The 12,067-nt window shown below is 65.3% G+C and carries 11 protein-coding genes and 1 pseudogene; 10 read left to right on the forward strand and 2 right to left on the reverse strand.

The genetic code is table 11. The features are described from left to right. Positions 1–87 (reverse strand): annotated as a pseudogene (locus WA317_RS03885) (PE family protein); the annotation flags it as partial. 152 nt (positions 88–239) lie between these two features. Continuing rightward, positions 240–1,163, reverse strand: coding sequence for a heme o synthase (locus WA317_RS03890; RefSeq protein ID WP_425171787.1), 924 nt, complete (start codon positions 1,161–1,163; stop codon positions 240–242). Between the two features lie 246 nt (positions 1,164–1,409). Here WA317_RS03890 and tkt point away from each other — a divergent pair, with 246 nt between their 5' ends. The 10 genes from tkt to WA317_RS03940 all read left to right on the forward strand — a co-directional run. Next, the gene (gene tkt / locus WA317_RS03895; protein WP_425171788.1) at positions 1,410–3,506 is read left to right on the forward strand and encodes a transketolase; all 2,097 of its coding nucleotides are present in this window, start codon (positions 1,410–1,412) and stop codon (positions 3,504–3,506) included. Between the two features lie 34 nt (positions 3,507–3,540). Then, positions 3,541–4,659 carry a transaldolase gene (tal, locus tag WA317_RS03900; protein ID WP_425171789.1) on the forward strand — a complete coding sequence of 373 codons (1,119 nt, stop codon included), beginning with the start codon at positions 3,541–3,543 and terminating at the stop codon, positions 4,657–4,659. 52 nt (positions 4,660–4,711) lie between these two features. Beyond that, the gene (zwf, locus tag WA317_RS03905) at positions 4,712–6,265 is read left to right on the forward strand and encodes a glucose-6-phosphate dehydrogenase (protein WP_425171790.1); all 1,554 of its coding nucleotides are present in this window, start codon (positions 4,712–4,714) and stop codon (positions 6,263–6,265) included. A 31-nt stretch (positions 6,266–6,296) separates the two neighbouring features. Next, the gene (opcA, locus tag WA317_RS03910; protein ID WP_425171791.1) at positions 6,297–7,208 is read left to right on the forward strand and encodes a glucose-6-phosphate dehydrogenase assembly protein OpcA; all 912 of its coding nucleotides are present in this window, start codon (positions 6,297–6,299) and stop codon (positions 7,206–7,208) included. Continuing rightward, positions 7,205–7,942, forward strand: coding sequence for a 6-phosphogluconolactonase (gene pgl / locus WA317_RS03915; protein WP_425171792.1), 738 nt, complete (start codon positions 7,205–7,207; stop codon positions 7,940–7,942). The genes opcA and pgl overlap by 4 nt, the downstream gene beginning before the upstream one ends. 39 nt (positions 7,943–7,981) lie before the next feature. Then, positions 7,982–8,428: a nuclear transport factor 2 family protein gene (locus WA317_RS03920; RefSeq protein ID WP_425171793.1), complete on the forward strand. Its 447-nt coding sequence runs from the start codon at positions 7,982–7,984 to the stop codon at positions 8,426–8,428. A 4-nt stretch (positions 8,429–8,432) separates the two neighbouring features. Then, a complete protein-coding gene (locus tag WA317_RS03925) occupies positions 8,433–9,647 on the forward strand; it encodes a sulfotransferase family protein (RefSeq protein WP_425171794.1) in 1,215 nt (404 codons plus the stop codon). Then, positions 9,640–10,884, forward strand: a complete 1,245-nt coding sequence (locus tag WA317_RS03930; protein ID WP_425171795.1) for a hypothetical protein — start codon at positions 9,640–9,642, stop codon at positions 10,882–10,884. The genes WA317_RS03925 and WA317_RS03930 overlap by 8 nt, the downstream gene beginning before the upstream one ends. Position 10,885: 1 nt before the next feature. Next, on the forward strand, positions 10,886–11,716 hold the full coding sequence (locus tag WA317_RS03935) for an oxidoreductase (RefSeq protein ID WP_425171796.1): 831 nt from the start codon (positions 10,886–10,888) through the stop codon (positions 11,714–11,716). Positions 11,717–11,787: 71 nt separating this feature from the next. Then, on the forward strand, positions 11,788–12,067 hold a 280-nt coding region (locus tag WA317_RS03940; RefSeq protein WP_425171797.1), incomplete at its 3' end, for an ATPase.

Below are 12,067 nucleotides of genomic sequence, written 5' to 3' on the forward strand. Positions count from 1 at the left end.
GCCATGCGCGGCGGCCAGCTGCGCCGTCAGCGCCTCCAGCTGGGCAGCCGCGGCCGCCAAACCCTCCGGGACAACCCGCAGCGTCACGTCGGAAGGCCCCGAAGTCGCGCGTCAGTAAACTCCAGCACGCCGCTCATCATGGACTAATCGATCGGACAGCGAAATACAGCGCGGGGGTATGGGGTATCGAAACGGCGTGCTACTAGGCGAAGTAGTACTACAGGATGTCGAGTCTTCAGTCATAACAGCGTCGGCAAGGCGATTGCGGAGTCGAGCGCCAGCGCGCAGAACACCACCGCCAGATAGTTGTTCGACTGCAGGAAAAGCCGCAGCGGCTTGACCGGCTCGCCCCGGCGCACCCCGGCATAAAGCTGATGGGCCATCGCCAGGAACCAGGTTCCGGCCAGCACAGCGACCGACGCGTACAGCCACCCCGCCGCCAACCCCAGCAGCAGCGTCGCCAGCACGGTCAACCAGGTGTAGATGAGAATCTGTTTGGTCACTTGGCGTTCAGTCGCCACCGCGGGCAGCATCGGCACGCCGGCCGCTTTGTAGTCATCCTTGTAGCGCATAGCCAACGCCCAGGTGTGCGGCGGCGTCCAGAAGAAGATGATCGCGAACATCGCCAGCGCCGGCCAGCCAATGCCACCGGTGACCGCCGACCAGCTGATCATCACCGGCATACAACCCGCCGCCCCGCCCCAGACGACGTTCTGCGACGTGCGGCGCTTGAGCACCAGTGTGTAGACGAAGACATAGAAGGCGATGGTGGCGACGGCCAGCAATCCCGACAGCAGATTGGTGGTCCACCACAGCCAGCAGAAGGAACCGACACTCAGTGCCACGCCGAACACCAGGGCGTGGCCGGTCGGTACGGTCGCCCGCGCCAACGGCCGTCGCGCCGTTCGTTGCATCAATTTGTCGATGTCCGCGTCGGCCACGCAGTTCAGAGTGTTCGCGCCGGCCGCGGCGAGCATGCCGCCGATCAACGTGTCGAGAATGAGCAGCGGATGGACCGTGCCCCGGTGGGCCAGCAGCATCGCCGGAATGGCGGTAACCAAGAGCAGCTCGATGACCCGTGGCTTCGTCAACGCCAGGTAAGCGAGCAGTTTGTGCGGGATGGCCCGACTTCGGCCCGGCGCGAGGCGCCCGCGAACGCTCACGCAAAAATCTCCTCGGAATCGCAGCAGCGCGCAGCTTCTACTACAGACGATGGTAGACCGGGCGCCCTCCGCAGCCGAATCGTAGGGTCGATTCACCACAAATTCCCAACAAACAACCGGGAAGGCGCACAGGTTGCCGTTTCGATGACGCCTGAAAGTGGTAAGCCGAAAGTTGTTCTCCAGCCAGCTCCGCGATCCCGCATTAGGGTGGAGATGGACCAGCCTGTCGACCTGAGGACTGAGCTTGTGACCACACTTGAAGACAAAGACATTTCCGCTCTCACCCAAGCGCACCACCCCGACGACTGGAGTGAGATCGACTCGAAGGTGGTCGACACCATCCGGGTGCTCGCCGCCGACGCGGTCCAGAAGGTCGGCAACGGCCATCCTGGTACGGCGATGAGTCTCGCGCCGCTGGCGTACACGCTGTTTCAGCGGACGATGCGACACGACCCCAGCGACACCGCCTGGCTGGGCCGCGACCGGTTCGTGCTGTCGAACGGCCACACCAGCCTGACCCTGTACATTCAGCTCTATCTCGGTGGGTTCGGCCTCGAGCTGTCCGATATCGAGGCGTACCGTACCTGGCACTCCAAGACGCCAGGGCATCCGGAGTTCCGGCACACCAGAGGCGTTGAGATCACCACCGGCCCGCTCGGACAGGGCTTCGGGTCGGCGGTCGGGATGGCGATGGCCTCGCGCTATGAACGGGGTCTGTTCGATCCGGACGCCGCCCCGGGAACCAGCCCGTTCGACCACTACATCTACGTGACCGCCTCCGATGGTGACATCGAAGAAGGAGTGTCGTCGGAGGCATCGTCGCTGGCCGCCGTCCAACAGCTCGGCAACCTCATCGTGTTCTACGACCACAACGAGATCTCGATCGAGGACGACACCAACATCGCGCTCTGCGAGGACACCGCCGCGCGCTACCGCGCCTACGGCTGGCACGTGCAGCAGATCGAGGGCGGCGAGAACGTGGTCGCCATCGAAGAGGCCATCCGCAACGCGCAGGCTGTCACCGATAGGCCGTCGTTCATCGAGCTGCGGACCATCATCGGCTGGCCGGCGCCCAATGCGATGAACACCGGAGACGCGCACGGCTCGGCTCTCGGCGACGAGGAGGTGGCCGAGGTCAAGAAGGTGCTCGGTTTCGATCCGGACAAGACGTTCCAAGTCAGCGACGAGGTTCTCGCACACACCCGCAAGCTGGTGGACCGCGGCAAAGAGGCCCACGACCGCTGGCAGCCGGAGTTCGACGCTTGGGCGCAGCGCGAACCCGAACGCAAGGCGCTGCTGGACCGGCTGACGGCCGAAGAGCTGCCGGACGGCTGGGACGATGACCTGCCGCACTGGGAGCCCGGCTCCGACGAGCTGGCCACCCGCAAAGCGTCCGGCAAAGTGCTCGGCGCGCTCGGATCCAAACTGCCCGAACTTTGGGGCGGTTCGGCCGACCTGGGCGGCAGCAACAGCACCGACATCGAGGGCGCCAACTCGTTCGGGCCACCGTCGATCTCCACGAAAAAGTACGACGCGGACTGGTATGGCCGGGTGCTGCACTTCGGTGTCCGCGAGCACGGGATGGGTGCCATCCTGTCCGGCATCGTGCTGCACGGCCCGACCCGCGCGTTCGGCGGTACGTTCCTTCAGTTCTCCGACTACATGCGCCCGTCGGTGCGGTTGGCCTCGCTGATGGATATCGACACCATTTACGTGTGGACCCACGACTCGATCGGCCTCGGCGAGGACGGCCCGACCCATCAGCCGATCGAGCACCTCGCGGCGCTGCGCGCCATCCCGAACCTGTCGGTGGTGCGTCCCGGCGACGCCAACGAAACCGCCTACGCTTGGCGCACCATTCTGGCCCGCGGCAACGGCAGCGGACCGGTCGGGCTGATCCTCACCCGACAAGGCGTGCCGGTGTTGGAGGGCACCAGCATCGACGGCGTGGCCCGCGGCGGTTACGTGCTGGGTGACGACGGCGGCAGTCAGCCGGACGTGGTGCTGATCGCCACGGGATCGGAACTGCAGATCGCCGTTGCGGCTCAGAAAGCGCTGGCGGACAAGGACGTTACTGCGCGGGTGGTGTCGATGCCGTGCGTGGAGTGGTTCGAGTCCCAGCCCGAGGACTACCGCGACAGCGTCCTGCCGCCGGCGGTTTCGGCTCGTGTCGCCGTCGAAGCGGGTGTGGCGCAGAGCTGGCACAAGCTGGTCGGGGACTGCGGACAGATCGTGTCGATTGAGCACTATGGGGAGTCCGCGGACTACAAGACCCTGTTCAAGGAGTTCGGCTTTACCCACGAAGCCGTGGTCGCCGCCGCCGAACGGGCGCTGGACAACTGAAAAGCGCTGCAGCACTAGATAAGGAAGCTACCTCATGACTCAGAATTCCAATCTCGCCGCGCTGAGCGCCGCGGGTGTATCCGTCTGGCTGGACGACCTGTCGCGGGATCGGATCAAGTCCGGCAACCTGCAGGAACTCATCGACACCAAGTCGGTCGTCGGCGTCACCAGCAACCCGAGTATTTTCCAGAAAGCGTTGTCGGACAGCGATTCCTACGACGACCAGATCGCCGAGCTGGCCGAGCGCGGCGCCGACGTCGACAGCACCGTCCGCACCGTGACCACCGACGACGTGCGCTCGGCGTGCGATGTGCTCAAGCCGCAATGGGAAGCCTCCGACGGGGTCGACGGACGGGTGTCGATCGAGGTGGACCCCGGGGTCGCGCACGACACCGACAAGACGAATCAGCAGGCCATCGACCTGTGGAAGACGGTGGACCGGCCCAATCTGTTCATCAAGATTCCGGCGACCGAGGAAGGCATCCCGGCCATCACCGCGACAATCGCCGAGGGGATTTCGGTGAACGTCACGCTGATTTTCTCGGTCGAGCGGCACCGTGCGGTGATGGACGCCTACCTGAAGGGGTTGGCTAAGGCCAAAGAGGCCGGGCACGACCTGTCGAAGATCCACTCGGTGGCGTCGTTCTTCGTCTCTCGGGTCGACAGCGAGGTCGACAAGCGACTGGAGAAGATCGGCTCGGATGAAGCCAAGGCGCTGCTGGGCAAGGCTGCGGTGGCCAACGCCCGGCTGGCCTACGCGGCCTACCAGGAAGTTTTCGTCGGCGGCGCCCAGTTCGAAGAGCTGAAGACTCACGGCGCGCGGGTGCAGCGACCACTGTGGGCGTCGACCGGTGTGAAGAACGAGGATTACTCCGACACCCTCTACGTCACCGAGCTGGTGGCGCCGAACACCGTGAACACCATGCCGGAGAAGACTATTGATGCCGTCGCCGACCACGGCGAGATCAAGGGCGACACGATCAGCGGCAAGGCCGCCGATGCCCAAGAGGTGTTCGACAAGCTGAACGAGCTGGGTGTCGACCTGGACGACGTGTTCATCGTGCTGGAGAACGAAGGCGTGGAGAAGTTCGAGGATTCCTGGAACGAGTTGCTCAAGGAGACTCAGGCTCAGCTCGACTCCGGCGCCAAGTGACACCAGCCGGCGACGAAGATTCCGGCACCGCCGGGATCGAGGAGCGGCGCAGATGACACCAGCCGGCGCGCACGCCGGTGCCGGACAGTGGCAGAACCCACTACGCGACAAGCGGGACAAGCGGTTGCCCCGCATCGCCGGCCCTTGCGGAATGGTCATCTTCGGCGTCACGGGTGACCTGGCTCGCAAGAAGGTGATGCCGGCCATCTACGACTTGGCCAATCGCGGCCTGTTACCGCCGACCTTCGGTCTGGTCGGCTTCGCCCGCCGGGATTGGGATCACGAGGATTTCGCCAAGGTGGTGCACGACGCCGTCAAGGAACACGCCCGCACGCCGTTTCGGCAGGTGGTGTGGGATCGGCTGGCCGAGGGATTCCGGTTCGTACCGGGCAGTTTCGACGACGACGCCGCATTCGGCAACCTGGCCGAGACGCTGGAGAAGCTGGACGCCGAACGCGGCACCGGCGGCAACCACGCCTTCTACCTGGCGATCCCACCCAAGTCGTTCCCCGATGTGTGCGAGCAGCTGAACAAATCGGGGTTGGCCCGTCCGCAAGACGACCGGTGGAGCCGGGTGGTCATCGAGAAACCGTTCGGCCACGACCTCGACAGCGCACGCGACCTCAACCAGGTGGTCAACGGCGTCTTTCCAGAGGAGTCGGTGTTCCGCATCGACCACTATCTGGGCAAAGAGACGGTGCAGAACATCTTGGCGCTGCGCTTCGCCAACCAGCTGTTCGACCCGATCTGGAATGCGCACTACGTCGACCACGTGCAAATCACCATGGCCGAAGACATCGGGCTGGGCGGGCGGGCCGGCTACTACGACGGCATCGGCGCGGCCCGCGACGTGATCCAGAACCACCTCATGCAGCTGCTGGCGCTCACCGCGATGGAAGAGCCGGTGAGCTTTCACCCCGCGGAATTGCAAGCCGAGAAGATCAAGGTGCTTTCGGCGACACAGCTCGCCGAGCCGCTGGACGAGACCACCAGCCGCGGCCAGTACGCCGCCGGTTGGCAGGGCGGCGACAAGGTGGTCGGGTTGCTCGACGAGGAAGGCTTTTCCAAAGACTCGACAACCGAAACCTACGCCGCGATCACGCTGGAGGTGCACACCCGTCGCTGGGCCGGGGTGCCGTTTTATCTGCGCACCGGAAAACGGCTGGGCCGCAGGGTTACGGAGATCGCTCTGGTTTTCAAGCGGGCGCCGCATCTGCCGTTCGACGCCACCATGACCGACGAGTTGGGTGCTAACGCGCTGGTGATCCGGGTGCAGCCGGATGAAGGTGTGACGCTGCGGTTCGGGTCGAAGGTTCCGGGCAGCGCCATGGAGGTCCGTGACGTCAACATGGACTTCTCCTACGGCTCGGCGTTCGCCGAAGACTCGCCCGAAGCCTACGAGCGACTGATCCTCGATGTGCTGCTCGGCGAGCCGTCGTTGTTTCCGGTCAATGAAGAGGTCGAATTGGCCTGGGACATCTTGGATCCTGCGCTGGATTACTGGGCGGCACACGGCAAGCCCGACGCGTACGAGGCCGGGAGGTGGGGTCCCGCGTCGTCGTTCCAGATGCTGCGCCGCACCGGCCGGGAATGGCGGCGGCCATGACGTCCCGCTTGCGGGGGAAGGGCGGCGGTAGATGATCATCGATCTGCCCGACACCTCCACCAACGCGGTCAACAAGAAGCTCGACGAGCTGCGCGAGAAAACCGGCGCGGTAACGCTCGGCCGGGTGCTCACCTTGGTGATCGCGACCGACACCGAAGCGGTTGCCGAGGAGTCGATCGACGCGGCGAATGCCGCCAGTCACGAGCATCCCTGCCGGGTGATCGTGGTGATCCGCCGTGATCCCGACGCCGCCGACTCGCGGTTGGATGCTCAGCTGCGCGCGGGCGGCGACACCACCACCGGCGAGGTCGTCGCTTTGCGGCTGTCGGGCCCGCTGGCCGAGCATGCCGGCAGCGTGATCGTGCCATTCCTGCTGCCCGACATCCCCGTGGTCACCTGGTGGCCCGACGGCGCACCGGCGGTGCCTGCCGAGGATCCGTTGGGTCAGTTGGCTCTTCGACGCATCACGGACGCCACCAACGACGCCGACCCGTTGTCGGCGATCAAGAGCAGGCTGTCCGGCTACAGCCCCGGCGACACCGACCTGGCGTGGAGCCGCATCACTTACTGGCGGGCGCTGCTCACCTCGGCGCTGGATCAGGCTCCGCACGAGCCGATCAACTCGGCAGTCATTTCCGGGCTGAAGAACGAGCCTGCGCTGGACGTCCTGGCGGGCTGGCTGGCCAGCCGGATCGACGGGCCGGTGCGTCGCGCGGTGGGAGACCTGAAAGTCGAGCTGGTGCGCGACAGCGAGACGGTCACGCTGCGCCGGCCGCAGCAGGGCGTCACCGCGACGCTCAGCCGTACAGCCCGCCCCGACGCGCTTGTTCCGTTGGCGCGCAGGGAAACCCGCGAATGCCTCGCCGAGGACCTGCGGCGGTTGGACCCGGACGTAATCTACTTTTCGGCGCTGGAAGGTATCAAGCGGGTGGAGTACGTATGAATGCGATCGTGGAGAAATTCCCGGACAGCGACGCGCTGGTGGCCGCGGCGAGCGAGCGACTGGTCGGCGCCATCGATGCGGCGGTGACAGCCAGGGGCCGGGCGCTGATCGTGTTGACCGGTGGCGGCAACGGCAACGGGATTCTGCGTCAGCTCAGCGATTCGGCGCAGCGGATCGACTGGTCGAAGGTTCACCTGTTCTGGGGCGACGAGCGCTACGTGCCCGAAGACGACGACGAGCGCAACGAGAAGCAGGCGCGTGCAGCCCTGATCGACCACGTCGACATTCCGGCGCGCAACGTGCATCCCATCGCCGCCAGTGACGGCGAGTTCGACGATGACCTCGCCGCAGCGGCCTTGGCCTACGAGCAGGTTCTCGCCGCCTACGCCGAACCAGGCGATTCCGCACCCGCTTTCGACGTTCACCTGCTCGGTGTCGGACCCGAGGGTCACATCAACTCGTTGTTCCCGGACACCGCGGCCGTGCGGGAGACCACCGAGCTGGTGGTCGGCGTCGAAGACTCCCCCAAGCCCCCGCCGCGACGGATCACGTTGACGTTGCCGGCTGTTCGAAATTCGCGCGAGGTGTGGCTGCTGGTGTCCGGGTCAGCCAAAGCCGAGGCGGTGGCGGCCGCGATCAACGGCGCCGACCCGGTCGACGTACCGGCGGCCGGAGCAGTGGGGCGTGAGCAGACCGTATGGCTGCTCGACGTCGAAGCCGCGGCGAAGCTCTAGCCCGTCGCGTCTCGGTGCTCACGTTCACGGCGATTCCACATGGGTGACAGCGCGCTAGAGATCACGAACCTGATTTACCGCTACGCCGAACTACTGGATGCCGGCGATTTGGACGCCGTGGCCGAACTCTTCGCGCACGGCCGGATCCACGGCGTGGAGAACGGTCCGCCGGAGACGGTGTTCACCGGAACCGCCGCAGTGCGGCAGATGTATGCGATGGCCACCCGCATCTACGAAGACGACGGCACCCCCAAGACCAGACACCACACCAGCAATGTGCAGCTCATCGTCGACGAGGCACAGGGAACCGCGCGCAGCACGTCGTACTACTGCGTCACCCAGGCCACCCCCGATTTGCCGTTGCAGGTGATCGTGACCGGGCACTACAAGGACACATTCCACCGGGTCGACGGCGCGTGGTGGTTTGACAGCCGCACCATGTTCGTCGACCAGCTCGGCGATGTCAGCCGCCATCTGAAGTTCTGAACACGTGGGAAATTCGAGCGCTTCCGTCAACCCCTTCGATCTGACCAGCGTCCTGGCCGACGCGCAGCGCAAGGAGACTCTCACTGATTGGGGCCCCGGCGAATTCGAAAGACCGCTGGGTGTGCTGCTCGCCGACTACGCGGAAGCCGACCTCAACGCCATCGGGATTCATATCCTTCGATCGGGCATTCTGCACAGCCTGCGAATGCGCCTGCGTGCTCAGGAATGGATCCGCCGTCACCCCGAGATCCTCGACGAGCGGATCACCGCACCGATCGTCGTCGTCGGGATGATGCGCAGCGGAACAACTTTGCTGCAGCGACTGCTGGCCGCCGACCCCCGCATCAACTGCGCCTACGGCTGGGAGGTGGTCGAGGTCGCGCCCCAACTCGACCACCGGTTCACCGGTACTGATCCGCGGATCGCGATCAGCGAAGCGCGTGAGTCGAAATCCCGTGAGCTTGCACCGCTGCTATTCGCCATTCATCCGATGTATGCCCGGCAGGCCGAGGAGGAGATCGTCTTCCTGGCCGACGCATTCTTGTCCCACGTTCCCGAATCCGGTGCTCATTTGCCCAACTACCGGTCCTGGCTCGACACCCAAGATTTCGCGCCCGCCTACGACCACCTGCATCGCATGCTGCAGTTTCTGCAGTGGCAGAAGGGGCGAAAGGGCTCGCAGGAGCGTCCAGTCGCGCAGCGCTGGGTACTCAAGTCCCCGGCGCACCTCGGCTACCTGAGCCTGCTGCGGGCGCGATTCCCGGATGTGCACGTCGTTCACATGCACCGTGACCCGCGCACCACCATCGCCTCGGGCGCCAGCCTGAACGCGACCCTGCATGCGATGCACGTGGACACCGTCGACCTGCACCGCGTGGGCGCCCAGTGGCTGCAGCGGATGGGTTGGACCAACGACCGCGCGATGACGGTCCGTGATGGCTGGGCTGACGACGGTACACGAGTCACCGACATCGCATTCCACGACGCGGTTGCCGACCCCATCGGTCAGGTGGCCCGGGTCTACGACACGGTCGGCCTGCCCCTTACTGTCGAGGCGGAGGACGCGATGCGGCGCTGGCTGGTCGAGCGTCCCGCCGAGGCGGCCCGTCCGCCGTACGGCCTGGCGACGTACGGCCTGCACGGCGAGCAGGTCGACGAACGATTCGCCTTGTACAACAAGCGTTTCCGGCAGCAGTCGAGAGGATCAGTGCATGGTTGACGACCCGGTCGCAACGGCAGCCCAGCATGAACAAGAACTCGCCGCACTCGGCCTGATCGAGCATCCCACGGTAAAGGCGGCATACCGCACCGTGGCGGACAATTGGCTGAGCCGGGCCAAGGCGTCGGAGGCGATGCGAGAGCGGTTCGACGCTTCGTTCGCCGAGGTGATGTTCTCGGCAGCGGTGTGGTCGTCGAACCAGGACAAGCTGCGGCCCAAAGTCAGTTGCATCACCCGGCTGGCCCATCAGGTGGGTGGTCGCAGCATCCCCGGATCCCGTTGGGGTATCGACAATCCGGACAGTGTTTACCGGGTGATCCCGATCTCGGGTGACGAACGATACGAGATCCACGGCCGAGTTGGCGAGCACCGCATGACCGAGAACTACTTCACCCTCTGGGACGCCCACATGGGCACCGTCGACGTGCTGAACGGCCGCTCCATGCAGGTCGATTCCGACGGCAGCTTCACCATCACCGTGGACGCCGACCCCGCCGACGGGCGGCCCAACCATGTGCGGTCTTCTGCTGCGGCGCACGAATTCTACATCCGCGATGTGCTGCTGGACTGGCAGCACGACGACCCGAACCATCTGGAGATCCAGCGTCTGGGTGGTGCGCCGGCGACATCGGCGCGCACACTCGACGAGCAGGCCGAGGCGACCGCGACGATGATGGCGTACTTCGCCGACTTCACCGGCAAGCTCAGCCACGGCGTGTACAAGATGCCGGCCAACCACTTCAATCTGGCCTGGTCGGCCGACAAATCCGGTGCCATGCGCAACCAGTTCTACGTGATGGGCCGCTTCGACCTCGCCCCCGACGAGGCGTTCGTCGTCGATCTCAATGATGGTGGCGCTGAATACTTCACGGTGCCCCTGAGCAATATCTGGGGCACCACGCTGGACATCCTCGACCGCACCGGAAGCCTGAACAAGGCACAGTCGGTCGGCAACGAGGACGGCACCTACACCTACGTGATCTCGCCGACCGATCCCGGTGTAGCGAACTGGATCGACTCGGACGGTCTGCGCGAAGGCATTCTGACGTTGCGAATGGCCGAGTTCGGCCAGACCGGTCCACATGACAAGCTCGGTGCTCACGGCAGGATCGTCACGTTGGACCGGCTCGACGTCGAAGTACCGACTCTGCCGCGGGTGAGCACCGGCGAGCGCGCCGCCCAGCGCGCGGACCGACGGAAAGCCTATCTGCGGCGACTGCCGGAAAGGGCTGCCTGATATGACTCGCTGGCTGATCACCGGATGCTCCACCGGCTTCGGACGCGAGATTGCCAGCGCCGCTCTGGAAGCCGGTGACAGCGTGGTGGTGACTGCGCGCCGCGCTGAGGCGGTGCAGGACTTCGTCGACCGTTTCGGTGACCGGGCGGTGGCGGTGGAACTCGACGTCACCGACGCCGACCAGATCGCGGCAGCGGTCACCGCGGCCGGGAAAGCATTCGGCGGCATCGACGTCCTGGTCAACAACGCCGGCCACGGCTATTTGTCGGCGGTAGAGGAGGGTGAGGACGCCGAAGTCCGGAAACTGTTCGACGTCAACTACTTCGGGGCCGTCAACATGATCAAGGCGGTGCTGCCGGCCATGCGGGCCCGACGCTGCGGCCACATTGTCAACATCTCGTCGATGACCGGCCTGGTGGCCAACCCGCCTAATGCCTACTACTCGTCGACGAAGTTTGCGCTGGAAGCGGTGACCGAAGCACTGGCCACCGAGGTGCGGCCACTGGGCATCAAGGTGACCGCGATCGAGCCGGGCGCCTTCCGTACCGATTGGGCGACACGGTCGATGAAGGAGTCGGGCACCCCGATCGCCGACTACGAAGACGTCGCGGCGCGCAAGGACTTGATTAAGCAATTCGCCGATTACCTGCCCGGCGACCCGAAGAAGGTCGCCGAGGCGGTGCTGATGGTGACCAAGCTCGACGAACCACCGCTGCGGCTGCTGCTGGGCCGTGACGTGCTCAAGGCGATGCGCGACAAAATCGCCGCCCTGACCTCCTCGATCGACAAGTGGGAAGCCGTTACCCGGGACGTCAACTTCCCGGCATCCTGACGGCTTCTGCAGCACACCAATTCGAGGCAACCACCTCGGCGCCACCCGCCGGAGGGCGATAATAACCGTCCATGGCAGACAGAAGCGGTGGTCCGGGACACGAACGGAAACGGATCAAGACCCTCGCGCAGGCGGCGATGAACGCCGATCTCACGGTGAATCAGGTCGAAGAGGTGCTGACCGGCCTGGGCGACACCATGAACGAGCTGAGCAGTTCACTGTCGCGCCTCAACAGCACCGTGGAACGCTTGGAGGGCGGACTGGACCACCTCGACGGCACCCTCGCGAGCCTCGACGATCTCGCCAAGCGGCTGATCGCGCTCGTCGAACCGGCACAGGCCATCGTCGAAC

This window comes from Mycobacterium sp. (assembly GCF_049802695.1).
Taxonomy (GTDB): Bacteria; Actinomycetota; Actinomycetes; order Mycobacteriales; family Mycobacteriaceae; genus Mycobacterium.

Bases quoted from the DNA above. Each gene is read 5' to 3' on its own strand.
- WA317_RS03930 (WP_425171795.1), top strand. From the start codon at position 9,640: ATGGTTGACGACCCGGTCGCAACGGCAGCCCAGCATGAACAAGAACTC.
- opcA (WP_425171791.1), top strand. From the start codon at position 6,297: ATGATCATCGATCTGCCCGACACCTCCACCAACGCGGTCAACAAGAAG.
- pgl (WP_425171792.1), top strand. From the start codon at position 7,205: ATGAATGCGATCGTGGAGAAATTCCCGGACAGCGACGCGCTGGTGGCC.
- zwf (WP_425171790.1), top strand. From the start codon at position 4,712: ATGACACCAGCCGGCGCGCACGCCGGTGCCGGACAGTGGCAGAACCCA.
- WA317_RS03920 (WP_425171793.1), top strand. From the start codon at position 7,982: ATGGGTGACAGCGCGCTAGAGATCACGAACCTGATTTACCGCTACGCC.
- WA317_RS03935 (WP_425171796.1), top strand. From the start codon at position 10,886: ATGACTCGCTGGCTGATCACCGGATGCTCCACCGGCTTCGGACGCGAG.
- tal (WP_425171789.1), top strand. From the start codon at position 3,541: ATGACTCAGAATTCCAATCTCGCCGCGCTGAGCGCCGCGGGTGTATCC.